Origin of the sequence: Burkholderia crassaminum, assembly GCF_964265005.1 — a bacterium.
GTDB lineage: Bacteria > Pseudomonadota > Gammaproteobacteria > Burkholderiales > Burkholderiaceae > Burkholderia.
On record NZ_OZ183800.1, the window covers coordinates 3220883 to 3246377 of the forward strand.

At 67.0% G+C, this 25495-nt stretch carries 23 protein-coding genes and 2 pseudogenes; 3 read left to right on the plus strand and 22 right to left on the minus strand.

All coding sequences use genetic code 11. The annotated features are described in order from the left end of the window. Positions 1-88: 88 nt before the first annotated feature. The 5 genes from ACPTTF_RS31495 to ACPTTF_RS31515 form a co-directional block, all read right to left on the minus strand. Positions 89-826, minus strand: coding sequence for a hypothetical protein (locus tag ACPTTF_RS31495; protein WP_423369582.1), 738 nt, complete (start codon positions 824-826; stop codon positions 89-91). Positions 827-860: 34 nt separating this feature from the next. Then, a complete protein-coding gene (locus ACPTTF_RS31500; RefSeq protein WP_423369583.1) occupies positions 861-2252 on the minus strand; it encodes an alkaline phosphatase in 1392 nt (463 codons plus the stop codon). Between the two features lie 32 nt (positions 2253-2284). Further along, the gene (locus ACPTTF_RS31505) at positions 2285-3724 is read right to left on the minus strand and encodes an alkaline phosphatase (RefSeq protein WP_423369584.1); all 1440 of its coding nucleotides are present in this window, start codon (positions 3722-3724) and stop codon (positions 2285-2287) included. Between the two features lie 154 nt (positions 3725-3878). Then, positions 3879-4469, minus strand: a complete 591-nt coding sequence (locus ACPTTF_RS31510; RefSeq protein ID WP_166955277.1) for a class I SAM-dependent methyltransferase — start codon at positions 4467-4469, stop codon at positions 3879-3881. Between the two features lie 591 nt (positions 4470-5060). Then, positions 5061-6044, minus strand: a complete 984-nt coding sequence (locus ACPTTF_RS31515) for an aldo/keto reductase (protein WP_423369585.1) — start codon at positions 6042-6044, stop codon at positions 5061-5063. A 119-nt stretch (positions 6045-6163) separates the two neighbouring features. Between ACPTTF_RS31515 and ACPTTF_RS31520 the strand changes: the two genes are divergently transcribed. Further along, positions 6164-7081: a LysR family transcriptional regulator gene (locus ACPTTF_RS31520; protein ID WP_423369586.1), complete on the plus strand. Its 918-nt coding sequence runs from the start codon at positions 6164-6166 to the stop codon at positions 7079-7081. Between the two features lie 322 nt (positions 7082-7403). Here the strand turns inward: ACPTTF_RS31520 and ACPTTF_RS31525 are convergent, their stop codons facing one another. The 3 genes from ACPTTF_RS31525 to ACPTTF_RS31535 form a co-directional block, all read right to left on the minus strand. Beyond that, positions 7404-7844 carry a GNAT family N-acetyltransferase gene (locus tag ACPTTF_RS31525; RefSeq protein WP_423369587.1) on the minus strand — a complete coding sequence of 147 codons (441 nt, stop codon included), beginning with the start codon at positions 7842-7844 and terminating at the stop codon, positions 7404-7406. 104 nt (positions 7845-7948) lie between these two features. Beyond that, positions 7949-9670, minus strand: coding sequence for a ubiquinone-dependent pyruvate dehydrogenase (gene poxB / locus ACPTTF_RS31530; RefSeq protein ID WP_176048814.1), 1722 nt, complete (start codon positions 9668-9670; stop codon positions 7949-7951). A 281-nt stretch (positions 9671-9951) separates the two neighbouring features. After that, positions 9952-10479, minus strand: coding sequence for an Lrp/AsnC family transcriptional regulator (locus ACPTTF_RS31535; protein WP_039322783.1), 528 nt, complete (start codon positions 10477-10479; stop codon positions 9952-9954). A gap of 162 nt (positions 10480-10641) precedes the next feature. Between ACPTTF_RS31535 and mdeB the strand changes: the two genes are divergently transcribed. Further along, positions 10642-13371: an alpha-ketoglutarate dehydrogenase gene (gene mdeB / locus ACPTTF_RS31540; RefSeq protein ID WP_423369588.1), complete on the plus strand. Its 2730-nt coding sequence runs from the start codon at positions 10642-10644 to the stop codon at positions 13369-13371. Between the two features lie 300 nt (positions 13372-13671). Here the strand turns inward: mdeB and ACPTTF_RS31545 are convergent, their stop codons facing one another. The 12 genes from ACPTTF_RS31545 to ACPTTF_RS31600 all read right to left on the minus strand — a co-directional run bounded on the left by ACPTTF_RS31545 (position 13672) and on the right by ACPTTF_RS31600 (position 24390). Next, a complete protein-coding gene (locus tag ACPTTF_RS31545; protein WP_423369589.1) occupies positions 13672-14109 on the minus strand; it encodes an Lrp/AsnC family transcriptional regulator in 438 nt (145 codons plus the stop codon). Continuing rightward, positions 14106-15035, minus strand: coding sequence for a homocysteine S-methyltransferase family protein (locus ACPTTF_RS31550; protein ID WP_423369590.1), 930 nt, complete (start codon positions 15033-15035; stop codon positions 14106-14108). The genes ACPTTF_RS31545 and ACPTTF_RS31550 overlap by 4 nt, the downstream gene beginning before the upstream one ends. Further along, on the minus strand, positions 15032-15979 hold the full coding sequence (gene dapA / locus ACPTTF_RS31555; protein WP_423369591.1) for a 4-hydroxy-tetrahydrodipicolinate synthase: 948 nt from the start codon (positions 15977-15979) through the stop codon (positions 15032-15034). Before dapA ends, ACPTTF_RS31550 begins: the two co-directional genes overlap by 4 nt. A gap of 25 nt (positions 15980-16004) precedes the next feature. Then, entirely contained in the window at positions 16005-17174 is a 1170-nt protein-coding gene (locus ACPTTF_RS31560; RefSeq protein ID WP_423369592.1) for a trans-sulfuration enzyme family protein, read from the minus strand. 43 nt (positions 17175-17217) lie between these two features. Next, complete coding sequence (locus ACPTTF_RS31565; RefSeq protein ID WP_166955289.1) at positions 17218-17913, minus strand: ABC transporter permease; 696 nt, start codon at positions 17911-17913, stop codon at positions 17218-17220. A 12-nt stretch (positions 17914-17925) separates the two neighbouring features. Next, the gene (locus ACPTTF_RS31570; protein ID WP_166955290.1) at positions 17926-18603 is read right to left on the minus strand and encodes an ABC transporter permease; all 678 of its coding nucleotides are present in this window, start codon (positions 18601-18603) and stop codon (positions 17926-17928) included. A gap of 74 nt (positions 18604-18677) precedes the next feature. Then, complete coding sequence (locus tag ACPTTF_RS31575) at positions 18678-19457, minus strand: transporter substrate-binding domain-containing protein (protein ID WP_423369593.1); 780 nt, start codon at positions 19455-19457, stop codon at positions 18678-18680. 31 nt (positions 19458-19488) lie between these two features. Further along, positions 19489-20286: an ABC transporter ATP-binding protein gene (locus ACPTTF_RS31580; RefSeq protein WP_166955293.1), complete on the minus strand. Its 798-nt coding sequence runs from the start codon at positions 20284-20286 to the stop codon at positions 19489-19491. 77 nt (positions 20287-20363) lie between these two features. After that, positions 20364-21794, minus strand: a complete 1431-nt coding sequence (locus ACPTTF_RS31585) for an aldehyde dehydrogenase family protein (protein WP_423369594.1) — start codon at positions 21792-21794, stop codon at positions 20364-20366. Beyond that, on the minus strand, positions 21791-22870 hold the full coding sequence (locus ACPTTF_RS31590; RefSeq protein WP_423369595.1) for a homoserine dehydrogenase: 1080 nt from the start codon (positions 22868-22870) through the stop codon (positions 21791-21793). The genes ACPTTF_RS31585 and ACPTTF_RS31590 overlap by 4 nt, the downstream gene beginning before the upstream one ends. A gap of 151 nt (positions 22871-23021) precedes the next feature. Further along, positions 23022-23519 carry an Lrp/AsnC family transcriptional regulator gene (locus tag ACPTTF_RS31595; RefSeq protein ID WP_423369596.1) on the minus strand — a complete coding sequence of 166 codons (498 nt, stop codon included), beginning with the start codon at positions 23517-23519 and terminating at the stop codon, positions 23022-23024. 31 nt (positions 23520-23550) lie between these two features. Continuing rightward, entirely contained in the window at positions 23551-24390 is an 840-nt protein-coding gene (locus ACPTTF_RS31600) for a hypothetical protein (RefSeq protein ID WP_423369597.1), read from the minus strand. A 75-nt stretch (positions 24391-24465) separates the two neighbouring features. Between ACPTTF_RS31600 and ACPTTF_RS31605 the strand changes: the two are divergent. Next, positions 24466-24612, plus strand: a pseudogene (locus ACPTTF_RS31605) (IS5/IS1182 family transposase); the annotation flags it as partial. 15 nt (positions 24613-24627) lie between these two features. Here ACPTTF_RS31605 and ACPTTF_RS31610 read toward each other — a convergent pair. Then, positions 24628-24953, minus strand: a pseudogene (locus tag ACPTTF_RS31610) (RES family NAD+ phosphorylase); the annotation flags it as partial. A gap of 29 nt (positions 24954-24982) precedes the next feature. Next, positions 24983-25483 (minus strand): Lrp/AsnC family transcriptional regulator, encoded by a 501-nt coding sequence (locus tag ACPTTF_RS31615; RefSeq protein ID WP_423369598.1) that lies wholly within the window; start codon positions 25481-25483, stop codon positions 24983-24985. Positions 25484-25495: the final 12 nt, after the last annotated feature.

A 25495-nucleotide genomic window follows, 5' to 3' on the forward strand; every position in this document is an offset into this window, starting at 1 on the left:
GCCTGACCGCAAACCCCGCGTACGAATCGTACGATCGACCGGGCGACAGAAGCCGTTGCGTGATCGGTCGAGCGTGGCCGCCCGCCGGTCAATCCAGATAGTCGGCGTATTCCTTGCGCGTGTAGCTGGCGAGCGTCGTCCACGGCAACGGCTCGCGCCGCGCGGCCGGCGCCTGCGTCAACGTCAGCTTGCGCACGACGCGGCCGTCGGCACTCCGGTACTCGACCGACAGCGGCGCCTGCAGCGTCTCGCTCCACAGGATCCGGTTCACGCCGCGCGCGCCGGGCGTGTCGACCGCCTGCTCGTACAAGCGCGTGCCGGGCGCGTCGCCGCGCTTCGCGACCGCGAGCCGCTTCAGTTGCGACGGCGGCGTCACGTAATACGCGTTGTCCCACGAGCCGTCGAAACCGGTGGTTTCGTACTCGGCCGGCGGAACGCTGACGACCGTCCGGTTCGCCGCATCCACGTACTCGATGCGCGCCGTCTTGCCGTCGTAAGTCACGTGCCGCGCGGCCGCCTGGAAGTTGAAATGCTTGTGGCCCGCGTGGGCGGCGGCCGGCTGCACGCCGGCGCGGCGGCCCGCGTCGTGGTCATGATCGTGATCGTCACCATGACCGCCGCCGGCCGCCGCGGCGGGCAGCACGCGTTCGACCCACACGTGCCCGTCGCGCCGCACCATCCGTTCGCGATACAGCGTCGTGCGCGTCACGCCGTCGGCCGTCACCGTGCGGCTCTCGTGCAGCAGCACGGCGTCGAGGTCCGCCGCTGCAAAAGCCGGCAGTGCAGCCATCCCGCAAGCGAGCGCACAGAGGATCTGACGTTTCATCGAGCGTTCCCGTTCATCGTGCTAATCACCAGCCTCAGAAACCGAACGCCGAGCGCACGAGACCGAACACCTTCGTGTTGTCGATCGTGCCTTTGAACGCCTTCGCATCCGCGCCGTCGGCGAACAGCATCACGTCGCCGCCGCCGTGCGTTTCCGAACCCGCGCTGCCCATCCGCACGCCGACTTCCTGCAGATACGCCTCGTTCGTCGCGGTGGCCGAATCGACCGACGTGCGCACGTTCGGCCGGTTCGCGCCATTGCCGAACACCAGCGTCGTGTAGGTATTGCCGTCGGCGTCCTTGCTCGGCTGGCCGTCGCGATAGTTGCGGCTGATGTCGAGAATCGGGTTGCCGCGCTTCGAATAGCCGTTGATCGTCATCGTGTGGTCGTGGTCGGCCGTCACGACGATCAGCGTGTTCGACAGGTCGACCTTCGACAGCGCGACGCGGATCGCTTCGTCGAATGCCGCCGTGTCCTCGAGCGCGCGCTTCGCGTTGGTGCCGTGCAGCGCGTGGTCGATCCGGCCGCCTTCGACCATCAGGAAGTAGCCGTTCGAATTCTTCGACAGCACGTCGATCGCCTTCGACGTCATGTCGGCAAGGCTCGGCTGCGACGGGCCTTCGCCCTTGCCCGCGACGCGGTCCAGCTCGTACTCGAGATGGCTCGTCGAACTGAACAAACCGACCAGTTTGCCGTTGCCGGCCTGCGCGAGCTGATCCTTCGTGGCGACGACCGTGTAGCCCTTCGCCTTCATCTCGTTGAGCAGGTTGCGCCCGTCCGCGCGGCCGCGCTTGTTGGCCACCGGATCGAACGGCGTCCAGTGGTTGCGGCCGCCGCCCATCAGCACATCGACGCCGTCGCCCAGCGCCGCGTTGTAGCCCGCGCCGCCCGGCGACGCCTGCGCGGCGATGTCGTACTGCGCATCGCGATGGCAGATGTGCGAATAAGTCGCGGCAGGCGTCGCGTGCGTGAGCTCGGTCGTCGTGATCGCGCCGACCGCCTTGCCGCGCGCCTTCGCCAGCTCCAGCAGCGTCGCGACCGGCTGGCCGTTGCCCGGCGCGCAGTTGTTGACCGTCTTGTTGCCGTTCGCGTCGCTGCCCGGCGCGACCGCGCGCGTGTCGGACGACATCGACAGCACTTCGTTGTTCATCTTCACGCCGGTCATGTACGCGGCCATCGACGGTGCGCTGTCGGTGGTCTGCGCGTCGTTCGAGAAGGTCTTGATGCGCGCGGTGCGCGCCAGCTTCTCCATCGTCAGTTGTCCCGACTCACCGACCTTGTAGATCCGGCTCGCCGTCACGGTCGTCGGCCCCATGCCGTCGCCGAGAAAGAAAATCACGTTCTTCGCCTGGCCGGCGGCCTGCGCCGCGCCGCACGCGAAACCCGCGACGGCCAGCGCCGCCGCGATGCACTTGATGGTCGACATCCTGTATTCCCCTGTACCCGTATGGTCGGCGCTCACAGCTGCACCGCGTTGCGCACCAGCTCGAAGACCTTGTTGTTCTCGATCACGCCGTGGAACGCATCCGCGCCGCGGCCGATCGCACCGAGGAACACATCGGTGCCGCCGTGCGTCTCGTTGCCCTTGTCCATCCGCACGACCGCCTCCTGGCGATAATCGTCGGCGCCCGTCACCGCGTCGGTGAGCGCGGTGCCCGCGCGGCTGCCCTGCACGCGGTTCTCGCCGTTGCCGAAGCCGATGATCGTGTACGGCGCGCCGTCCGCGTCTTTCGCGACCGCACCCGTCTGGTAGCTGCGCAGCACGCCCAGCACGCCGGGCTTGCCCGCCTCGGTCTTGCCGGTGCGCGCCGCATAGCCGTTCAGCACCAGCGTGTGGTCGTGGTCGGCCGTGACGACGATCAGCGTGTTCTTCAGGTCGGGATCGGTCTTGCGCACCTTGTCGATCGTTGCCTTGATCGCGTTGTCGAACGCGACCGTGTCCTGCAGCGCGCGCTTCGCATTGGTGTCGTGCAGCGCGTGATCGATCCGGCCGCCTTCGACCATCAGGAAATAGCCGTTCGGGTTCTTCTGCAGCACGTCGAGCGCGCGCGTCGCCATGTCGGTGAGGCTCGGCTCCTTCGTCGCGCCGCGATCGAGGTCGTAGCTCATGTGGCTCGACGAGAACAGGCCGACCAGCTTGCCGTTCTTCGTCGCATCCGCGGCCAGCAGGTCGTCGCGGTTCTGCGCGAACGCATAGCCTTTGGCCTTCAGCTCGTTGACCAGGTTGCGCCCGTCGGTGCGCTTGCCGCCGCCGTCCTTCGGCACGAAGAATTGCGTGCCGCCGCCGAGCACGACGTCGACGCCGTCGCCCAGCGCGCCGTTGTAGCCCGCGCCGCCCGGCACGAGCTGCGCCGCGATGTCGTTCTCGGCGTCGCGATGGCACACGTGCGCATAGGTCGCGGCGGGTGTGGCGTGCGTGACGCGCGTGGTCGTCACGACGCCCGTCGCCCAGCCCTTCGCCTTCGCGATCTCGAGCAGCGTCGTCGCCGATTTGCCGTTGTTCGCGCCGCAGTTGCCGGTCAGGCTCGCGGTCGGCTCGATCGCCTTCGTGTCGGGCGACATCGAGATCACTTCGTTGTTGGTCTTCACGCCGGTCATGTATGCCGACATCGACGGCGCGCTGTCCGTCACCTGCGCATCGTTGGAATAGGTCTTCACGAACGCGGTTTCCGGCAGCGTGTCGATCGTGAGCGCGCCGTCTTCACCGACGCCGTAGATGCGTGCGGCCGTCAGCGTCGTGATCCCCATGCCGTCGCCGAGGAAGAAGATCACGTTGCGCGCGGCCGTCTGAACGGGCGGCTGGGTGGGCGACGTGCTGGTCGGGCCGTCGTCGCTGCCGCATCCGGCAAGTGCAAAGGCGCCCGCACACAGCAGCGCCGCCGTTTTGATTCGATTCATGTTGCCGGTTCTCCCCGCCGTTGATGCTTTCGAAATGAAAGGCGATGTTAGGAACCTGATGTGACGGCAATATGAATGGTGATTGGAAGGATTAGAAGGAAATATGAAAGGATGCGGCGCGGCGCCACGCTCGGGCGCCGCGCGCGCAGCGGCGTCATTCCGCGTGTTCGGCGGCGATGCTGCGCACGGTCACGATGCGCGCAGGCGGAATGTTTGCCCAGACGATCCGGCTGCCGCAGGCAACAAATGCCGAATCGCCCAGCGGATGACGGCGGGGTGGCCGCAGGTCGTACGTGAACTGGATCATCACGCCGTCGGCCGACAGCACGCGATGGCACTGGCCGATGATCGCCGTCACGTCCTCACGCGGCAGCGTGCGCAGCGGCAGGCACGACACGATCGCGTCGACGCGCGCCTCGGGCGGCAGCAGGCGCTCGAGCTGCCGCGCGTCGCCTGACACGATCGAGATGCCCGGAAAGCGGCGCCGCAGATGCTGGACGAAAGCCGGCGAACGCTCGACCACGACGAGCCGCCGCGGCGCGACGCCGCGCTCGAGCAAGGCCGCGGTGATCGCGCCGGTACCGCCGCCGAGTTCGACGACCAGCCCGTCGCCGTCCGGCACCGCGTCGGCCATCTCGCGCGCCAGCTGCCGCGAACTCGGGCACAACGCGCCCACCGCGGCCGGACGCCCGACCCACTCGCGCACGAACAGTGCGGAAACACGCCATGCGTTCGGCCAGATCATCGGCGGGCCTCGACCGGCTGCGCCTGCGGCTTCGACATGCCGAAGGCGACGTGGGACAGGGCTACGGCGACACGGCTCCGGTTCATGCGCATCCTCCTGGACGAATCGGTCCGTCGCAGGAAGAGCGACGATCAAATCGATTCTAGGAAACGCAAACTTAAGGCGACGTGAAGATTGTCCCTGATACGCCTGACCAAAGCGCGAGCGCGCTGCAGGACACTGCTCGCTCGCCGCTGCCGGATGCCTCGCGCCGGATGCCTGGTGTCTGCTGCCGGAAGCCGGGGGCCTCGTGCTGGGTGCCTCGTGCTGGGTGCCTCGTGCTGGGTGCCTCGTGCCGGGTGCCTCGTGCCGGGTGCCTCGTGCCGGGTGCCTCGTGCCGGGTGCCTCGTGCCGGGTGCCTCGTGCCGGGTGCCTCGCGCCTGATGCCTGATGCCGGATGCCTTATGCCTGATGCCTGATGCCTGATGCCTGATGCCCGATGCCCAATGCCCGATGCCGGATGCCGGATGCCGGATGCCGGATGCCGGATGCCGGATGGTGGATGGTGGATGCCGGATGGCGGATGGCGGATGCCCGCCACCCGCCGCCCAATCAGCGATCGATGCGCTGCTGGAATTGCGCGGGATAGCGCTCACCAACGATCGTGACCTGCTGCAGCGCGGTCTCGATCGCGGCGAGATCGTCAGCCGTCAGCACGACAGCGGCCGCGCCCACGTTCTCGTCGAGCCGGTGCAGCTTCGTCGTGCCCGGAATCGGCACGATCCACGGCTTGCGGGCCAGCAGCCAGGCCAGCGCGATCTGCGCGCGCGTCGCGCCTTTATCGGTCGCGATGCGGCCGAGCAGGTCGACGAGGCCCGCATTGGCCTTGCGGTTGTCCTCGGAAAAGCGCGGCACGAGGTTGCGAAAATCGTTCTCCGCAAACGTCGTGTTCGCATCGATCGCGCCGGTCAGGAAGCCTTTCCCGAGCGGGCTGAACGGCACGAAGCCGATCCCGAGCTCCTCGAGCGTCGGCAGGATCCGGGCCTCCGGCTCGCGCCACCACAGCGAATACTCGCTTTGCAGCGCGGCGACCGGCTGCACCGCATGAGCGCGGCGGATCGTCTGCTCACCGGCTTCCGACAGCCCGAAGTGCGCGACCTTGCCTTCGCGGATCAGGTCCTTGACCGTGCCGGCCACGTCTTCGATCGGCACGCTCGGATCGACGCGATGCTGGTAGAACAGGTCGATGCGATCGACCTTCAGCCGCTTCAGCGCCGCGTCGGCCACATCACGGATATGCGCCGGCCGGCTGTCGACGCCCTTCATCGGCAGGCCGTCCTCGAAACCGAACTTGGTCGCGATCACGACCTGGTCGCGAAACGGCGCCAGCGCCTCGCCGACCAGTTCCTCGTTGGCGAACGGGCCATACGCTTCCGCCGTGTCGAAGAACGTCACGCCGCGCTCGAACGCGCTGCGGATCAATGCGATGCCGCTCGCCTTGTCGGTCGCGGGGCCGTAGCCGTAACTCAATCCCATGCAGCCAAGCCCGATTGCCGAGACTTCGAGGCCGCTCTTACCAAGCATGCGCTTTTGCATGACGCTCTCCTGCTGAAGATGAAAAAGTTCGACGGGATGCCGAGGAAGCCAGTGTAGGTTGATGGATGCCACTCAACAATCGGCGTACCATTTCACGCGTTATTGAGGAATTTTCACAAATGCAGCGCACCGACATCGGCGAACTGACCAGTTTCATCACGATCGCGGAGCAGCGCAGCTTCAGCGGCGCGGCGCGCATTCTGGGCGTGTCGCCGTCGGCGCTGAGCCATACGATCCGCCACCTCGAAGCGCGGCTGGGCGTGCGCCTGTTCAACCGCACGACGCGCTCGGTCGCGCTGACGGAGGCCGGCGAACAGCTGCTGGTGCGCGTACGGCCCGCGGTGGCCGATCTCGAGGACGCGCTGAACGACGCCGCCACCGCCCGCAACCGCCCGTCCGGCCAGATCCGGATCAGCGCGTCGGAGGCCGCGTCGCGTCCGCTGATCCGGCATGTGCTGCCGGCCTTCGTCGCCCGCTATCCGGACATCCACGTCGAGTTCGTCGTCGATTCACGGCTGATCGACATCGTCGAACACGGATTCGACGCCGGCATCCGCGTTCACGAGGACGTGCCGCGCGACATGATCGCCGTGCGCTTCGGCGGCCCGATGCGCTTCGTCGCGGTTGCATCGCCCGGCTACCTGTCGCGGCACGCGGCGCCGGAAAGCCCGCAGGACCTCACGCGCCACGCGTGCATCCGCTACCGCTTCGAAAGCGGCGCGCTCTATCGCTGGGACCTGATGCGCGACGGCAAGCGCGTGAGCATCGATGTCGACGGGCCGTTGACGCTCGGCAACCAGACGCTGATGATCGACGCGGCGCTGGCCGGCATCGGGATCGCGTGGGTCACGGAATCGCGCGTCGCCGAGCATCTGGCGTCGGGGCGACTGGTACAGGTACTGCCCAAGTGGAGCCAGATGTTCGACAGCCTGTGCCTCTACTATCCGGCGAACCGGCATCCGCCGGCCGCGTTGCGGCTGTTCGTCGAGGCCGTGCGCGAGTGGGTGGCCGCCGGGTGCGAAGCGGCGCCGGCCTGAACGCACGCGCAAGCACAAGCGCACCGGAACAGCATCGCGGCCGATGTCGATGTCGATGTCGATGTCGTGTCGTGTCGTGCGGTGCCGTTGCCGTGCCGGGGCCGGGCCGGGCGGTGCCGTGCCGTGCCGTGCCGTGCTGTGCCGTGCTGTGCCGGGCCGGGCTGTGCGGTGCCGTGCGGTGCGGTGCCGTTGCCGTACCGTTGCCGTACCGTTGCCGTACCGTTGCCGTACCGTTGCCGAGCCGTTGCCGAGCCGTGCCGGGCTGTGTGGTGCCTGGCAGTGCGGTACCGCGCAACGCGGCGCACGCTTCCTGCCCGCCCGCTCAGCGCGTGGCGCGCATCCGGATGTTCGCGAACGGCAAGCCTTCGTCGTCCTCGTCGCGCCGCGAAATTTCCTCGAAGCCGAGCCGCGTGTAGAACGCGCATGCATCGCGATTGTCGGCATACACCTCGAGATCGAGCGCCCCCTTGAGCGCGAGCGCATGCTCGACCAGCGCGCGGCCGATCCCGTGGCCGTGCATCGACGGCACGACGAACAATCCGCCGATCGCCCCGTCGAGCAGGCCGATGAAGCCGACCGGTTCGCCGGCACGGCACGCAACCCAGGTTTCCGCGTCGGGAAGATAGACTTTTTCGACCAGCGTGCGCTGCTCGCGCAGCCGCGCCTCGCCCAGAAACGGATGCGCGTGCAACGACGCGTCGAACCAGATGGCCGACAGCGTGTGCAGGTCGGATGCCTCGTAGGCGCGAATCTCGATTGCCATGTCTTTGTATTGTTCAATTCGTCATGCGACGACGAACGCACCCCGGCGCGTTCGTCGATGCGGTACGCCGCGTGCGCTGCCCGAAGCATCGCACGCGGCACGTCTCACCGCAGGTTGGTTCTCGCCAGCTCGACGATCTCGTCGCCGCGCCCGCTGAGGATCGCGCGCAGCATGAACAGGCTGAAGCCCTTCGCATGCGCGAGTTCGATCTTCGGCGGCATCGCGAGCTCGTACTTCGACGTGACGACGTCGACGACGGCCGGCCCGTCATGCGCGAACGCCATGCGCAGCGCTTCCTCGACGTTCTCCGAATGCTCGACGCGCACGCTGAAGATGCCCGCGCCCTTCGCGATCGCCGCGAAATCGGTCGGGCTCAGGTCGACGTTCGTATCGAGATAGCCGGCCGCCTTCAGCTCCATCGACACGAAGCCGAGCAGGCTGTTGTTGTACACGACGATCTTGATCGGCAGCTTGAGCTGGCGTGCGGTGAGCAAATCGCCGAGCAGCATCGACAGCCCGCCGTCGCCGGACAGCGACACCACCTGCCGCCCCGGATGCGCGCCCTGCGCGCCGAGCGCCTGCGGCATCGCGTTCGCCATCGAGCCGTGATTGAACGAGCCGTGCAGTTGCCGCTTGCCGTTCATCGTCAGGTAGCGCGCCGCCCACAGCGTCGGCGTGCCGACGTCGGCCGTGAAGATCGCATCTTCCGCCGCGACTTCGTCGACGATCTTCGTCAGGTATTGCGGATGGATCGCGCGGCCCGGCGGCTCGGCCACCGCGAGATCGTCGAGCCCCTTGCGCGCAGCCGCGTAGTGTTTCAGCGCATTCTCGAGGAAGCGCCGCTGCGTCTTGCGCGTCAGGCGCGGCAGCAGCGCCGCGATCGTTTCCTTCACGGTGCCGACGAGGCCGAGCGCGAGCGGTGCACGATGGCCGAGCTGCGAGCCTTTCCAGTCGATCTGCGCGACCTTCGCGTTCGACGGATAGAACGGCCGGTACGGGAAATCCGTGCCGAGCATCAGCAGCGTGTCGCACGATTCCATCGCGTGATAGCCCGAGCTGAAGCCGATCAGCCCCGTCATCCCGACGTCGAACGGGTTGTCCCATTCGACGAATTGCTTGCCGCGCAGCGCATGGACGACCGGCGCGCCGAGCGTGTCGGCCAGCGCGACCACCTCGTCGTGCGCGCCTTGCGTGCCGCTGCCGCACAGCAGCGTGACCGCGTCCGACGCATTGAGCAGCGCGGCGAGCCGGTCGAGATCGGCATCGGCCGGCAGGATCGACGGCGGCGCCGCTTCGCTCCATGCCGGCGCTTCTTCCGGGCCGTCGCCGAGCGCGATGTCGCCCGGCAGCACGATCACCGCGACACCACGCTCGTCGATCGCGGTGCGCATCGCGCGCGCAAGCACGCGCGGGAACTGCGACGCGTTCGTCACGAGCTCCGCGAAGTGGCTGCACTCGCGGAACAGTTCCTGCGGATGGGTTTCCTGGAAGTAGCCGAGCCCGATTTCGGTCGACGGGATGTGTGCGGCAATCGCGAGCACCGGCTGATGATTGCGGTGGCAGTCGTAGAGACCGTTGATCAGGTGCAGGTTGCCGGGGCCGCAACTGCCCGCGCACACCGCGAGCCGCCCGGTCGACGCGGCATCCGCGCCGGCCGCGAACGCGGCGCTTTCCTCGTGCCGCGTGTGCATCCAGCGGATCGAGCCGATCTGGCTCAGGCTGAACGACAGGCCGTTCAGGCTGTCGCCCGTCACGCCCCAGATGCGCTCGACGCCCGCTGCCGCGAGCGTCTTCGCCAGGTATTCCGCCATCGTCTGTCTTGCCATGATGCCCTCGCTGGTTGATGGATGGAGACACGCATGAACCCGCCCGGCGGAGGCCGATACCGCCTACCGCCAACACGACGAGCATACGCGCCTGCCCCGCGCCGCGTCGCCACGATGCAGACGCGCCGACTGCCCTATGAGGCTCACGCGCGAGATTCGTTCGATCCGTTCCGGCAATGCAAGACGCCTGTCATGGCCCGGTCACCCATCCGTCATCGAACGGACAGGCGGGCAAGCTGGCTGAAAGGCGGCCCGGCAAACAAGGCTGGCAAGCGCCGCGCTCAACTCCAGTCCGACGCGGCCTCGTCCGGATCGACCAGCGTCAACCCCGCCGCCGGCAGCGGCAGCGCGGTCTTGTAGCGCACCTGCTTCAGCGCGAAGCTCGACCGGATGTTCGACACGCCGGGGATTGTCGTCAGGCGCTCGATGATGAAACGCTCGAGCGTGCGCATATCGGGCATCACGACGCGCAGCAGATAGTCGGCGTCGCCCGACATCAGGTAGCACTCCATCACCTCGGGCCGCTGCGAGATCGCTTCCTCGAAACGCTGCAGCGCATCCTCGACCTGCTTTTCGAGGCTGACCTGGATGAACACGTTGATCCGCAGCCCGAGCGGCTCCGGATCGAGCAGCGTGACCTGCTGCCGGAACAGCCCGAGCTTCTCCAGCGCGCGCACGCGGTTGAAGCATGGCGTGGCCGACAGGTTCACCGCCCGCGCGAGTTCCGCGTTCGTGATCCGCGCGTTCTGCTGAAGCTGGTTCAGGATGCCGATGTCGATGCGGTCGAGCCGCCGCGGGTTTGAGCTCATGGTCGAAATATTCCGGAAGAGTGGCCACAACCGGAATATTTACACTATCGGTGCGCGAAATCCCAATGAAATCAGACGCATATTTTGCGGATCGGCGGGTAGCATGATCCGACCGATTGCCACTGATGCGCGCCGCTCGAACCGGCGCGCGGGAGACCTGCGATGACGGACCTGTCGAACGGTATCGATGCCACGCGGCGCGCGGGCGCAGCGCACGCCGACGCCGACCCTGAAGAAACCGCCGAATGGCTGGAGGCGCTCGACGCCGTCGTCGCGCACGTCGGCAAGGAACGCGCGCAATACCTGCTCGGCCGGCTTGCCGCGCATGCGCACACCCGCGGGCTCGCGGCGCCGCGCGGCCCTGTCACGCCGTACCTGAACACGATCGCCGCGCACGAACAGCCGCCCTACCCGGGCGACGCCGATCTCGAGGAACGGCTGTCCGCCGCGCTGCGCTGGAACGCGCTCGCAATGGTCGTGCGGGCAAACCGTGCATACGGCGAGCTCGGCGGCCACATCGCGAGCTACGCGTCGGCCTCCGACCTGTTCGAAGTCGGCTTCAACCACTTCTTCCGCGCGACGCCCGCCGGCGCGGGCCATGAAGGCGGCCCGGGCGGCGATCTCGTGTACTTCCAGCCCCATTCGTCGCCGGGCGTCTATGCGCGTGCGTATCTCGAAGGTTTTCTCGGCGAAGACCATCTCACGCACTATCGCCGTGAAATCGCCGGGCCCGGGCTGTGTTCGTATCCGCATCCGTGGCTGATGCCGGACTTCTGGCAGTTCCCGACCGGCTCGATGGGCATCGGCCCGATCAACGCGATCTACCAGGCGCGCTTCATGCGCTACCTGCAGCATCGCGGGCTCGCGAACACCGCCGGCCGCACCGTGTGGGGCTTTTTCGGCGACGGCGAGATGGACGAGCCCGAATCGCTCGGCGCGCTGTCGCTCGCCGCGCGCGAGGGGCTCGACAACCTCGTGTTCGTGATCAACTGCAACCTGCAGCGGCTCGACGGTCCGGTGCGCGGCAACGGCCGCGTGATCGACGAGCTCGAGGCGCTGTTCGCCGGCGCCGGCTGGAACACGATCAAGGTGCTGTGGGGGTCCGACTGGGATCCGCTGTTCGCACGCGATCACGCGGGTGCACTCGCGCGCGCGTTCGCCGATACCGTCGACGGCCAGTTCCAGACCTTCTCCGCGAACGACGGCGCGTACAACCGCGCGCGCTTCTTCAGCCAGGACCCGGCGCTCGAAGCACTCGCCGCGCAGCTCACCGACGCCGAAATCGACCGCCTGCGCCGCGGCGGCCACGATGCGCGCAAGCTGCACGCCGCGTATGCGCGCGCGCTCGCCCATCGCGGCCAGCCCACCGTGATCCTCGCGAAGACGATGAAGGGCTACGGGATGGGTGCGGCCGGCCAGGGCCGGATGACGACCCATCAGCAGAAGAAGCTCGACGTCGACGACCTGAAAGCGTTCCGCGACCGCTTCCGGTTGCCGCTGTCGGACGGCGACGTCGAGCAGTTGAAGTTTTACAAGCCAGCGGAAGACAGCCCGGAAATGCGTTACCTGCATGCCCGCCGGGCTGCCCTGGGAGGCTATCTGCCCAGAAGGCGGATGGCGGCATCGAAGGGGCTGACCGTCCCTTCGATGCCGGCCTGGGGTGCGTTCGCGCTGGATGCGGCCGGCCGCGAGATGTCGACGACGATGGCGCTCGTGCGCATGCTCACCGCGTTGATCAAGGATCCCGACGTCGGCCCGCGCGTCGTGCCGATCGTGGCCGACGAAGCCCGCACGTTCGGCATGGCGAGCCTGTTCCGGCAGGTCGGCATCTACTCGCCGCTCGGCCAGCGCTACGAGCCCGAGGATCTCGGTTCAATGCTCTACTACCGCGAGGACACGCGCGGCCAGATCCTCGAGGAAGGCATTTCGGAAGCGGGTGCGATCTCGTCGTGGATCGCCGCCGCAACGTCGTACAGCGTGCACGACCTGCCGATGCTGCCGTTCTACATCTACTACTCGATGTTCGGCTTCCAGCGCATCGGCGACCTGATCTGGGCCGCCGCCGACCAGCGCTCGCGCGGCTTCCTGATCGGCGCGACGTCCGGGCGCACGACGCTCGGCGGCGAAGGGTTGCAGCACCAGGACGGCAGCAGCCATCTCGCGGCGTCGACGATTCCGAACTGCCGCGCGTACGATCCGGCGTTCGCGTACGAAGTCGCAACGATCGTCGATGCCGGCATGCGCGAGATGGTCGAGCAGCAGCGTGACGTGTTCTATTACGTGACCGTCATGAACGAGAACTATGCGCAGCCATCGATGCCCGAAGACGATCCGGACGCGCGGCGTGCGGGCATTCTGAAGGGCATGCACCGGCTGCCGTCCGATTCGAATGCAACCGCGCGCGTGCAGTTGTTCGGCGCGGGCGCGATTCTCGGCGAAGTGCTCGCTGCGCAGCGGATGCTGAAGGACGACTGGGGTATCGATGCGGCCGTCTGGAGCGTCACAAGCTTCAGCGAATTGCAGCGTGACGGGATGGAGGCCGAACGCCGCACGCGGCTTGGTGACGATGCCGACACAACGCCTTACGTAACCGCCGCGCTCGCCGCAACGCGCGGGCCCGTGATCGCCGCAACCGACTATGTACGCGCGGTGCCCGAGCTGATCCGCGCGTACGTGCCGCGCCGCTACGTGACGCTTGGCACCGACGGGTTCGGTCGCAGCGACACGCGCGATGCACTGCGCGCGTTCTTCGAGGTCGATCGCGCGAGTATCGTGATTGCTGCGTTGAAGGCGCTGGTCGATGGTGGCGAGCTCGACGCGGCGGTCGTCCGCACCGCGCGCGAACGGCTCGGCAAGACGGCGCAGCCTGACGTGGCGCCGTGGCAGCGCTGACCGGACGGCACGATCGCGCGGCGGCCAACGATTGCTCGTCGCCCCGAACAATACGACTGGCCAGGTCGCGTTCACACTCTCGATGACATTCGACGATCGAGGCGAAGTTGACAATCCCGATCCGGCCTATCGCTCGTGCCGGGGAATCGCAGTCCGGTTTGCACCTCGAGTTCGTACACGGTTGCAACATCGGAGTGGTTTGCCGACGAGCCGTTCGCAACGAACTCAAACGCGAGACGCCCGGATAACAAGCCGGCGCTCGCTTTACTGCTTCGTACACCACGCGAAGTGTCGAATGGCTCACCGCTTGTGTATCACCGAATCGAGCACGAAACAGGTTGTCATGTTTTGCACGCCGTCCAGCGCGCTGATCGTCGCCCAGATCTCGCTGACGCGCTCGTGCGACGCTGCCTCGATCTGCACGAGCAGGTCGACCTCACCGCTCAGCACCGCGCAGTCGCGCACCTCGGCGATTCGCTCGAGCGCCGCGAGCACGTCGGCGCCGCGCATCCGGTCCTTGCGGTAGACCAGCATCACCGCGCGCACCGGTGCAGCATCGTCAGGCAACGCGAGCCGCACCGTATAGCCCACGATGATCTTCAGCGCTTCCAGCCTGTCGACCCGGTGGCGGACGGCCTGCCGCGACAGGCCGATCCGGTCGGCCAGCGCGGCAAGCGGAATCCGTGCATCGGCACACAGCGCGTCGATGATCTTCTGGTCGATGCCGTCTACTTTCATCGCGGCGTTCCTGCGCTGTCGGCACCTCGGGCATCCACCGCGCCCCGCAGCGCTGCAATGTGATCGGGACCGATCCCGCAGCATCCGCCGACGATCTGCGCACCGAGCGACATCCACTGTTCCGCCCATTGCGCATAGCCGTGCGGATCGAGATCGCCTCGCAGTCCGTGAAGCGCCTCATTCGCCTGCGCATCGTCGCGCTGCGGTGGAAACGCATTCGCGTAAACACCGACCGGCAGCGTCGAGCCCGAGCGCGCGAGTACATTGCGCACCGTCTCGACCGCTGCGCCCATCACTTCGGGCTGACTGCAGTTGAACAGCAGCGCAGCCGCGCGCGCCGACAACGCGGCGTCGACCGCCTCGTCGAGCGTCTGCCCCGACCGCAGCACCGGCCGCACCCCGCCGTCCATCTCGTCGCGCAGCGTAAACGACACCCACAGCGGCTTCGGATTCGCGCCAAGCGCGCGCCGGACCGCGCCGATCTCGCCGGTCAGACTCTGCGTCTCGGCCAGCCACAGGTCGACGTGCGGATCGAGCCCGTCGACGAGTGTCGCCAGGATCGTGTCGGCGTGCGCCGCGTCGAACAGGTCGGGCCGGTACGAACCGCCCGTCGGCGGCAGAGAGCCCGCGACGCGCACTGGCCGCCCCGCGCGGCCGGCCGACTGCCGCGCGAGCTGCCCGGCGAGCGCCGCGAGCGTCGCGCCATCGCGACGAAACCGGTCTTCGCCGATATGAAACGGCACGATCGCATAGCTGTTCGCGGTGATGACGTCTGCGCCCGCCGCAATGAACGCGTCGTGCGCGACACCGACATAGTGCGGCGCTTCCATCAGCGCAAGCGCCGACCATTCCGGCTGCCGGAACGGCGCGCCGATCCTCGCCAGTTCGCGCCCCATGCCGCCGTCGAGTACCGTGATGCCGTTCACTGTCCGTGCTCCTGCGATGCAGTCCGCGCGTGTTGGCCAAGGATCGATTCGCATTGGGTTTCGGCGTGCTCATACGCGGCCACCAGTGCCGCATGAAAGCGCGCGTCATGGGGCGTCAGCGGTAGCCGGATGCCTTCGCGCACCTTGCTCATCCTCGCGAGCAGCCATTTCACCGGGATCGGATTCGCTTCGGTGAACAGCGCGCCGTGCAACTCGATCAGTGCACGCTGCAACGCGCGCACCGTGGCCGCGTCGCCGGCGAGCGCGGCGTCACACAGCGCCGCCATTGCGCGCGGCATCACGTTCGCGGTCACCGAGATGTTGCCGCCACCGCCCATCAGCATCAGCAGAGGCGCTGTCGCGTCGTCGCCGCTATAGATCGTGAAGCCGGCCGGCGCCGCGCGCAACAAGCGCATCCCGCGCTCGAGATCGCCTGTCGCATCCTTGATTCCGACGATGCCCGGCACGCGTGCGAGACGCAGCGCCGTGTCGTTGTCGAGATCTGCCACGGTGCGGCCCGGCACGTTGTACAGAATGACCGGCAAATCGACCGTCTCGGCAATCCGCGTGAAATGCCGGAATAAGCCCTCCTGCGTCGGTTTGTTGTAATACGGCACCACCTGCAGCGACGCGTTCGCGCCGAGCGCCTTGGCACGCGCGGTCAGCTCGATCGCCTCGGCCGTCGAATTGGCGCCGCTGCCCGCGATCACCGGAATGCGGCCCGCCGCATGCTCGACACTGGCTGCGATCACGCGCAGATGCTCGTCGACAGAGACGGTCGGCGATTCGCCGGTCGTGCCGACTGCGACGAGCGCTGCGGTGCCGCTCGCGACGTGCCAGTCGACAAGTGCGCGCAGCGCTGGAAGGTCGAGGCTGCCGTCGTCGTGCATCGGCGTGACGAGCGCGACGATGCTACCTCGGATCGGATGGGAAATTGGGTTCATGGTTCGTTGGGCGTGAGCCGGAAAGTCAGATACGTTCGAGGGCCTGCGCGATGTCCGCCTTCAGATCGTCGACATGCTCGATGCCGACCGAATAGCGGATGAAGTTGAGCGGAATGTCCGCCGCGCGCATCTGTTCCGCGGACATCGTGCCGGCCCACATCGACGCCGTGTGGATCGCAAGCGAATCGACGCCGCCGAGGTTGCCGGCGTTCAGCGGCACGCGCAGCGCCTCGACGAAACGCCGCGCGTCGTCGTAGCCGCCCCGCACGCCGAATGCGATCACGCCGCCGAAGCCGCGCATCTGCCGGCACGCGAGCGCGTGCTGCGGATGGCTGCGCAGGCCCGGGTAGAACACGCGCTCGATCTTCGGCTGCTCTTCGAGGAATTCGGCGAGCACCAGCGCATTCGCATTGATCCGCTCGACGCGCAGCGGCAGCGTGCGCAAACCGCGCAGCAGCAACCACGCGTCCATCGGCGACAGCACCGAGCCGAGCGTGATGTGCGTATGCCAGATCTGCTCGGCGAGCACGCGGCTCGTGCAGATCACGCCGCCGGTGAGGTCGTGATGGCCGCCCAGGTACTTGGTTGCGCTGTGTACGACGATGTCGACGCCGAGCCGGTGCGGTTGCTGGTTGACCGGCGACGCGAACGTGTTGTCCGCGAGCGTCAGGATGCCGCGCGCCCGCGCGATCTCCGTCACAGCGGCGATATCGGTCACGAACAGCAGCGGATTGACCGGCGTCTCGAGCACGATCAGCCGCGTGTTCGGACGGATCGCGCGGTCGAACCCGGCGACGTCGGCCTGGTCGACGAACGTTACGTCCACGCCGAACTTGCGCAGCATGTCGTCGAGCATCTTCGTCGTGCTCATGTAGTGACGCGTCTGGCCGATCACGTGATCGCCGGCCTTCACGACGCTGAGAATCGCCGTCGTAATCGCGCCCATCCCGGAGGCCGTGACGAGCGCGGTCTCCGTGCCTTCGAGCTCGGCCATGATCGCCTTCACGCGCTCATGGACGGGGTTACCGTAGCGCGTGTAGTTGCGCGGGTGCTGCGGCACGCTCGACATCTCCGCGAATTCCTCGCTGCCGGCGGCCTTGAACACGGCCGAATAGTGGATGGCGGGCGCGACCGTCTTCTCGTCGGTCACTTCGCGGTCGGCGGCGAGCGCCAGCGTTTCAAGCTTGTATCCCATGTCGTCCTCGGATCGTTCGATGCGTTGGGTCCATCCCGCGCCGCTATGCGCGCACGCGGCCCAGATGCGGGTTCAGCGAGCCTTCCACGTGTCTCAGCACGGCCGACAGCACCGCCGTGATGCCGACGTACACGATGCCGGCGAGCATCAGCGCGTCGGTCGTATAGGTTTCGATCGAAATGCGCCGCGCGACTCCCGTCAGGTCGAGCACGGTGATCGTGCTCGCAAGCGCGGTCGACTTGAGCTGCAGCACGATCTCGTTACCGAGCGTCGGCGCGACGATGCCGATGGCGCGCGGCACGACCACGTACCAGGTCAGCATGAAGCGGCTCATCCCGAACGCGAGTGCGGCCTCCTTTTCGCCGGCAGGCACACCGGCGATCCCGCCGCGGATGTCTTCCGCCATGTAGGCGGCCAGATTGAGCGTCAGCGCGCACAACGCGCACGAGAACGAGCCGCCGACCAGCAGCCACAGCGGCGACGCGCGCACGACCGAAAACTGCGCGAGCCCGTAATACAGCACGAAGATCTGCACGAGCAGCGGCGTGCCGCGGAACACCGACATGAAGAGGCCGCTCGGCATGGCCAGCCAGCGGCTCTCCGAGCTGCGCGCGACGGCGAGCGGCACCGCGAGCGCGAATGCGAGCGCGCACGACAGCACCAGCAGTTGCAGCGTCATCCACACGCCGCGCGCGATGTCCGGGCCGGACTGGCCGAGCAGGAAAAGAAAGTCGTTCATGGCAAGGCCTGTTCAGGTGCGTTTCGCGTAGCCGCGACCCGCGATGCGTTCGAGCCACGCGAACGCAGGGTTGGAAACGGCGAGAAAGCCAAAGTAGACGAGGCCGACCGCCATGTAGAAGACGAACGGCTGCTTGGTGAACTGCGCGGCGATGTTGGCCTTGCGCAGCATGTCCTCGAGCCCGACGATCGACACGAGCGAGGTGTCCTTCAGCAGGTTCTGCCACATGTTGTTCAGGCTCGGCAGGCAGATTCGCCACGCCTGCGGCAGGCGGACGAACCACAGCGTCTGCAGGCGCGTCATCCCGTACGCGCGCGCCGCCTCGATCTGCCCAGCCGACACCGCGAGGAACGCGCCACGGAACATCTCCGACGAATAGGCACCGAACACCAGCGCGAGCGCGATCACGCCGGCCGAGAACGGGCTGACCGTGATCGCGCCGTCGAAATGCGTGTTCAGCATCCGTGACAGCCCGAAGTAGCAGATCAGCAGGATCAGGAATTCGGGAATGCCGCGCAGGAAATTGGTCACCGCGTAGGTCGCGCCGCTCAGCCAGCGCACGCTCGACAGCTTCGCCGACGCACCGGCGATGCCGAGCAGCATGCCAAGGCCCAGCGCAGCCACCGCAAGCTCCAGCGTAACGAGCGCGCCCGCCGCAATCTGGGCGCCGTAGTTCACCAACATGTCCATCGTGGTATCGCTCCTTGTGAGGCGCGGACCGTGCGCGCGGCGCCGCCCGGCGGCCGCACGATCCGGATGCGCGGTTATTGCGGTGCGATGCTGAACGGGAAATAGCGCTTGTTGGCGGCCGAGAACGTACCGTCGGCCTGCACCTGCGCGATGCCCTTGTCGAACAGCGTCTTCAGCGGCGCGTCGCCCTTGCGCACGGCAATCGCCGTGCCGTCGCCGAAGATCTCCGTGTCGGTGATCGGCTTGCCGACGAAGTCGAAGCCCTCCTTCTTGCCGGCCTTTTCCAGCCAGTCGTAGGCCACCGTGTTGTCCGCGAGCACGGCGTCGACACGGCCGGCCTCGAGATCGAGCCACGCCTCGTCGAGGGTCTGGTAGACCTTCACGCTAACGCCCGACTTGCTCGCCGGCAGTCGGCGGCGCAGATAGGATTCGTGCGTCGACGCGGTCTGCACGCCGATCGTCTTGCCGCGCAGCGCGGCCGGGTTGTCGGTGATGCCCGAACCCTGCTTCGCGACGAACTGCACGGGCGCCGTTGTGAACACGCGCGTGAAATCGACCGACTGTTCGCGTTCCGGCGTCTTCGACATTTGTGCGAGCACCGCATCGATCTGCTTCGCCTTCAGCGCTGGAATCAACGCATCGAAGTCCATCGTCACCCATTGGCACTTGACCTTCATCGCGTCGCACATCTTCTTGCCGATGTCGATCTCCATGCCCTGCAGCTTGCCGGACGCGTCCTTGTATTCGAACGGCGCGTAATCGGCGAGCGTGCCGACCCGGACGACCTGTTCGGCATGCGCGACAGATCCGAGCAAGGCCGCGCCCACGCACAGCGACTGAAGCAGTTTCTTCATGATTTCCCCTCCGGTTGGCAATGGGTCCGCATCAGATGATGCTGGACAGAAACTTCTGGAAACGCGGCGATTTCTGATTCGCGAACACTTCGTCTGGACTGCCGTCCTCTTCGATCCGCCCCTGGTGGACGAACACGACGCGGTTCGCGACCTCGCGCGCAAAGCCCATCTCGTGCGTAACGACCAGCATCGTGCGCCCCTCGTCTGCGAGCGAGCGCATCACCTTCAGCACTTCGCCGACGAGCTCGGGATCGAGCGCCGACGTCGGCTCGTCGAACAGCATCACCTCGGGATCGGTCGCGAGCGCGCGCGCGATCGCGACGCGCTGCTGCTGGCCGCCCGACAACTGGTTCGGGTAGTGCTCGCACTTGCCCGCGAGCCCGACGCGTTCGAGCATCGCGATCGCCTTGTCGCGCGCCTCGCGCTTCGGCACGCCGAGCACGCGCACCGGTACGAACATCACGTTCTGCAACACCGTCATGTGCGCCCACAGGTTGAACTGCTGGAACACCATCGCAAGCTTGCGGCGCACGAGCATCACCTGCTTCGGATCGGCGGCGACGAGCGCGCCGTCCCGGCCCGTCGGCTTCAGTGCGAGCGTCTCGCCGTTCACGCGAATCCGGCCGCGGTCGGGCGTTTCCAGCAGGTTGATACACCTGAGGAACGTGCTCTTGCCCGATCCGCTGCTGCCGAGGATCGACACGACCTCATGATTTCTCGCGGTCAGCGAGATGCCTTTGAGCACCTCGACGCCGCCGAACGATTTGTGAATATCCTCGACCACCAGCACGTCGGCCGCTGGCTTGCATGCAGGAATTGCTGCTGGCATTCCCGACTCCTTAATCGATACGTTGCACACCGCCCCGGTCCACGAGGTGCCGGCGCCTCACGCGCCGGCACCTCGCGTCAGCTCGACAGCATCCGGTTGCGCCTGAAGCAGACCACCTTCGGCTGCGTCATTTCCGTCATCGCGAACCGCACGCCTTCGCGGCCCAGCGACCCGTACTTGAATCCGCCGAACGGCATGCCATCGAAACGGTAGTCGGACGAATCGTTGATCATCACGCCGCCCGCCTGCAGGCGCTCCGCTGCCCCAAGTGCGATCTCCAGCCGGCTCGTGAACACACCTGCGTGCAGCATGCTTTCGGATGCGTTCGCGGCGTCGAGCGCCTGCTGCAGGTCGGTGAACTTCGTGATCGTCACGACCGGCGCGAACACTTCGTCGGTCCACACGCGCGCGTCGCATGGCACGTCGACGAGCACCGTCGGCTCGACCAGCGCGCCGCGCCGGCGATGGCCGGTCAGCACCGTCGCGCCGCCCGCCACCGCTTCGTCGATCCAGCGTTCGATCCGCATCGCCTGTTCCTCGCCGATCATCGGCCCCATGTCCGTCGCGTCGTCGAGCGGATCGCCGACGACCATCTTGCGGGTCAGCTCGACGAAGTAGCGAACGAACGGCTCATATGCGGCCTCGGCGACGAAGATCCGCTGCGCGCCGATGCAGTTCTGGCCCGCGGCCCAGAACGCGCCCGACACACACGATTCGGCGGCGTCCTTCAGGTCGCAGTCGGCCATCACGATCACGGGTGCGTTGCCGCCGAGATCCATCGCGATCTTCTTGAGCCCTGCGTCGCGCGTGATCGCCTCGCCGGTGGCCGGGCCGCCCGTGAACGTCACCATCCGGATCCGCCGGTCGCGAACCAGCGCGGACGCGATCTCCGCGCTGCCGTGCACGATCTGCAGCGCGTCGCGCGGCACACCCGCCTCCCACAGGATTTCGACGAGCGCCTGCGCGGACAGCGGCGCGAGCAGCGACGGTTTCAGGATCGCCGCATTGCCGGTCGCGATCGCCGGCCCGAGCTTGTGCGCGACGAGGTTCAGCGGATCGTTGAACGGCGTGATCGCGAGAATCACGCCGAGCGGCTCCAGCGTGTAGTACCCGCTGCGGTCCTCGGATCCCGGATACGCATCGAACGGGATCGTCTCGCCGACCAGGCGTTTCGCCTCCTCGCCGGACAGGCGCAGCGTGTTCACGCAGCGTGCGACCTCCTTGCGCGCCTGCAGCAGCGGCTTGCCCGCTTCGAGCGCGATCGTGCGCGCGAGACTCTCCGCGCACGCCTCGACGCGAGCCGCCGCGCGAGACAGGATCTCGGCGCGCCGGCTGCGCGGCAACGCCGCGGCCGCGCTTGCACCCGCGAGCGAGCGCTCGACGAGCGCCGGTGCCGCCTCGACCGGTGACAGGCGGACCGTGCCGACAACGGCCCCGTCATAAGGCGACCGGACGTCGGCCACGCCGGCCGTCGCGAGATCGTCGATCACTGCATCGCGCGCGGTCATGCGAGCACCTCCGGTGCGGCGGCGCCGATGCGCTCGCCCAGTTCGATCAGGTCCGACAGGATCGCGAACGCGGTCTCCTCGCGGCCCGCACCGGGCCCGCTGATCGTCACGCCGCCGAGCACGTCGGTGTCGAACGTGATCGCATTCGTCACGCCGCTCGCGGCGCGCAGCGGATGGTCGGCCGCCAGCTTGCGCGGCTCGACGCTCGCAGTCACCGTGCCGTCCGGATGACGGAGCGCCGAACCGATCAGCCGCCACGACATCCCGTCGGCCGCCGCGGCGCGCACGTCGTCCTCGGTCAGCTCGACGATTCCGCGGCAGGTCACGTCGCCGCGCTCGAGGCCCGCGTTCCACAGCGTGTTCGCGAGAATGACGACCTTGAGCTGCACGTCTGAGCCGTTGACGTCGGCCGCGGGATTCGCTTCCGCGTAGCCGCGCTGCTGCGCGTCCCGGATCGCCGCGTCGAAGCTCGCGCCGCCCTCGACCTGGCCGAGCACGAAGTTCGACGTGCCGTTGAGAATGCCGGCGAAGCCGTTCACGTCGCAGCCGCGCAGCGTCGTCGCGAGCTGGCGCAGCACGGGCGTGCCGCTCATCACCGTGCCTTCGTACTTGAGGCACACGCGCGACTGCGCAGCGACCCGCGACAGCGCCTGCTGCGCGAGCGCGATCGGCCCCTTGTTGGTGGTAATCACGTGCTTGCCACATTCGAGCGCGGTGCGGCAATGCGACAGCGCCGGTTCGCCCGTGTTCGGATCGGTGAAGGTCGCTTCGACGACGACATCGACGTGCTCCGATGCAATCGCCTTCAGTACTGCGCCGAGGTCGACGTCGGGCGACACCAGCGTGCCGGGATCGCGGTGCAACGCTTTGGCATCGACGCCGCGCCGTGCGGTTTCGTCGAGTACGTCCAGTGCGATGCCACGAGGATTCGTCGCGATCCCGAGCCGCAGATCCGCAACCATCGTGACCGATACGTCGAGCCCCGCGGCCGACAGCATCGCGCGCTTCTTCTTGAGCAGCTCGACCAGTCCTTGATTGACGCCGCCGAAGCCGACCAGTGCCAACTTGAGTTCCATTTCGATCATCTCCTGTTCAGTAAATTCAGGAAACAGATTAGTGGTGCGAATCGATTGCCAAATTATGCGTTTCGTCCGACATCGACATGCATGCATTGCGGTTCGTCACGCGGGACGGCCGGTTCGGCCGTCGTCGCGCCGCGCGTTCGCGTCAGCCGGCGGGTGGCTCGTCGTCTCCGTCCTTCTCGACCGGCACGAACAGCCCGATCTTGAGCGGATTCAGCACGACGTTTGTGTTGATGCGGCGAATCATCGGATTGCTCTGCATGATCCGCGCGGACAATCGGTCGTACGCTTCGACGTCGGACGCGGTGATGATCGCGATCAGGTCGACGGAGCCCGTCACGTAGTAAATCTGCTGGATCTCGTCGTGCGACTTCGACCAATCGCGAAACTTCGCGATCGTCTCGTAGTTTTCGCGTTCGATCTCGATCGCGGCGATGAAGGTCATCGGGCGCCCGACCGCCGCGCGATCGACAACCGCGATTTCCGCCGAGATGATCTTTTCGGTGCGCATCCGCTTCAGCCGCTTCTGCACGGCGGACGTGGACAGGCCGATGCGCTCGGCGATGGTGTCCGCAGTCGCGGTGCAGTCGCGCTGGACGATGGTCAGGATCTTGCGGTCGAAGGCGTCGAGTGCGTCGGTCATGGCGAGGCTTGCCGGGTGAACGGCGTGAAATTCAAAGATAGAACGGGCGGGTCGACTTGAGCCCGACCAGATGCCGGACCCGGTCGAACGCCGCGACAAGCGTTTCGCGCCAACGCGGTGCCGGCCCGTCGATGCGGACCGGCTCGAAATGAATCGTGTCGACGCCCGCGGGAATCCGGAACGGGCGCTCGATGCCGTCGTCCGATTCCGTCACGAGCGCTGTGCCGTCGATCGCGGTCAGGCTCATCAGCAGATGCGCGGACGCGATTTCGGTCGCGCCGGGCAGGCCGTACAGCGGCGGCACGGTCGCGGACAAATGCTCGAGCAGGGGCAACTCGTATGTACCGGGCCACCACGTGTCGCCCTCGGCTAGCCAGGGGCCGACGCCTGGCATCCCGACCATCTCCAGGGTCCGGTCCGCGCCCAGGTGGGCATAGGCCCGGCATTGGCCGACTGCATCCGGCGCCGAACGGGCCAGCCAGCCGTCGGCATGCGCGGCGGCACCGTTCAACGCGACGTTCGCGGGCTTCAGGCGGCCGAGCAACTCGACCACGCGCGCCGACGGAATCGGCTCGACACCGGTCCGCACTGCGCCGTCCGGCACGATCTGGCAAACCCACTTGGGGCCGTCCTGCAAGACGGCGGGCGTATCGCCGAACCGGACCTGCGCGGTTCGCCTACGGGCGCGTTCAACGATGACGAATGGCGTGTCCGGCATGAAACTCTCTCGATGCTCGCGGTGCCGCGCCGGAATCGTGCCGGCGCGCCCCGATGGTTCTGCTGACGGGTGTTGGATTCGAGAAATCATATCGCTCGGCCGCGGCGAGAAAAATCTCAGTAGGCGCGATTGACGACGAAAAACGGAGAACATGCGCTCTCGGAGGATGAATTTTGTCGAAATTATGGAAAACCCGCCCGACGATGCGCCAGCGCATGTTCACGCTATCGTGAGATGTACAAGCGTCGAAACGAAGTCGAACGGCTATTCCGACGCCTGAAGGGTTTTCGTCGCATCTTTTCGAGCTTCGACAAGCTCGATGTGATGTTCACCGCGTTTATCGACTTCGCCCTGATCGTCAAAGGTCTTCGATAGTGTCAACACGATCTGGCCGAAAAGGCGCGGATCCAGCGCGAACGCTTCCTTGCCGATCACTTTCACGCTCGACGCAAAATCCGCATGCTGCGGGTTCAGCAACAAGTCGAAGTCGGTCGGGCAGACGACCGACGGTACGTGCATCGCCAACTGCGCGCCCGTTTCAAGCCAGGCCTGCCCGATCCGGGCGGTCGACTCAGGATCCCGCGACAGTGTCGCCCAATCGTCCGGCAGGTTCGGCTGGTACGCGATGTCATGGACGATGTCGGGCACTTCCAGCGTCACTCAAAAAATCCGCCGGCGGGAAGCCAGCCGGACATACGGACGAGTGCCTCGAGCATCGACGTCGACGCATGGCCGACGCTCCGCGCTACACCGGCAGCACGTGCGTCGACAGAATCTCCTTGAGCACCATGAACGAGCGCACCTGCCGCACGCCCGGCAGGTAGAGCAGTTGCTCCGCGTGCAAGCGATTGAAGCTTTCGTTGTCGCGCGTGCGCACCAGCATGAAGTAGTCGAACTCGCCGGTCACGACGTGGCACTCGACGCATCCCGACACCTTCTGCGCGGCCTTCTCGAATTCGGCGAACGCCTCCGGCGTCGAACGATCGAGCACGAAGCCGATCACGACGAGCATGCCGGCCCCCAGCGGCTTCGGGTCGAGCAGCGCGACGATCCCGCGAATCAGCCCCATCTCCTTCAACCGCTCGACGCGCCGCAGGCACGCCGGCGCGCTCAGCTTGACCTTCGCGGCGAGGCTCACGTTCGAGATCGACGCGTCCTGCTGCAACTGCCGCAGGATCGCGCGGTCGATGCGGTCGAGCGCCGGCGCGGCATCGGCCGGCGATGTACTGCCGCGATCTAATTTCATTGCGTTTCCTGT

Coding starts and splice junctions, on each gene's coding strand:
- ACPTTF_RS31495 (WP_423369582.1), bottom strand. CDS start 826: ATGAAACGTCAGATCCTCTGTGCGCTCGCTTGCGGGATGGCTGCACTG.
- ACPTTF_RS31500 (WP_423369583.1), bottom strand. CDS start 2,252: ATGTCGACCATCAAGTGCATCGCGGCGGCGCTGGCCGTCGCGGGTTTC.
- ACPTTF_RS31505 (WP_423369584.1), bottom strand. CDS start 3,724: ATGAATCGAATCAAAACGGCGGCGCTGCTGTGTGCGGGCGCCTTTGCA.
- ACPTTF_RS31510 (WP_166955277.1), bottom strand. CDS start 4,469: ATGATCTGGCCGAACGCATGGCGTGTTTCCGCACTGTTCGTGCGCGAG.
- ACPTTF_RS31515 (WP_423369585.1), bottom strand. CDS start 6,044: ATGCAAAAGCGCATGCTTGGTAAGAGCGGCCTCGAAGTCTCGGCAATC.
- ACPTTF_RS31520 (WP_423369586.1), top strand. CDS start 6,164: ATGCAGCGCACCGACATCGGCGAACTGACCAGTTTCATCACGATCGCG.
- ACPTTF_RS31525 (WP_423369587.1), bottom strand. CDS start 7,844: ATGGCAATCGAGATTCGCGCCTACGAGGCATCCGACCTGCACACGCTG.
- poxB (WP_176048814.1), bottom strand. CDS start 9,670: ATGGCAAGACAGACGATGGCGGAATACCTGGCGAAGACGCTCGCGGCA.
- ACPTTF_RS31535 (WP_039322783.1), bottom strand. CDS start 10,479: ATGAGCTCAAACCCGCGGCGGCTCGACCGCATCGACATCGGCATCCTG.
- mdeB (WP_423369588.1), top strand. CDS start 10,642: ATGACGGACCTGTCGAACGGTATCGATGCCACGCGGCGCGCGGGCGCA.
- ACPTTF_RS31545 (WP_423369589.1), bottom strand. CDS start 14,109: ATGAAAGTAGACGGCATCGACCAGAAGATCATCGACGCGCTGTGTGCC.
- dapA (WP_423369591.1), bottom strand. CDS start 15,979: ATGAACCCAATTTCCCATCCGATCCGAGGTAGCATCGTCGCGCTCGTC.
- ACPTTF_RS31560 (WP_423369592.1), bottom strand. CDS start 17,174: ATGGGATACAAGCTTGAAACGCTGGCGCTCGCCGCCGACCGCGAAGTG.
- ACPTTF_RS31565 (WP_166955289.1), bottom strand. CDS start 17,913: ATGAACGACTTTCTTTTCCTGCTCGGCCAGTCCGGCCCGGACATCGCG.
- ACPTTF_RS31570 (WP_166955290.1), bottom strand. CDS start 18,603: ATGGACATGTTGGTGAACTACGGCGCCCAGATTGCGGCGGGCGCGCTC.
- ACPTTF_RS31575 (WP_423369593.1), bottom strand. CDS start 19,457: ATGAAGAAACTGCTTCAGTCGCTGTGCGTGGGCGCGGCCTTGCTCGGA.
- ACPTTF_RS31580 (WP_166955293.1), bottom strand. CDS start 20,286: ATGCCAGCAGCAATTCCTGCATGCAAGCCAGCGGCCGACGTGCTGGTG.
- ACPTTF_RS31585 (WP_423369594.1), bottom strand. CDS start 21,794: ATGACCGCGCGCGATGCAGTGATCGACGATCTCGCGACGGCCGGCGTG.
- ACPTTF_RS31590 (WP_423369595.1), bottom strand. CDS start 22,870: ATGGAACTCAAGTTGGCACTGGTCGGCTTCGGCGGCGTCAATCAAGGA.
- ACPTTF_RS31595 (WP_423369596.1), bottom strand. CDS start 23,519: ATGACCGACGCACTCGACGCCTTCGACCGCAAGATCCTGACCATCGTC.
- ACPTTF_RS31600 (WP_423369597.1), bottom strand. CDS start 24,390: ATGTTCTCCGTTTTTCGTCGTCAATCGCGCCTACTGAGATTTTTCTCG.
- ACPTTF_RS31615 (WP_423369598.1), bottom strand. CDS start 25,483: ATGAAATTAGATCGCGGCAGTACATCGCCGGCCGATGCCGCGCCGGCG.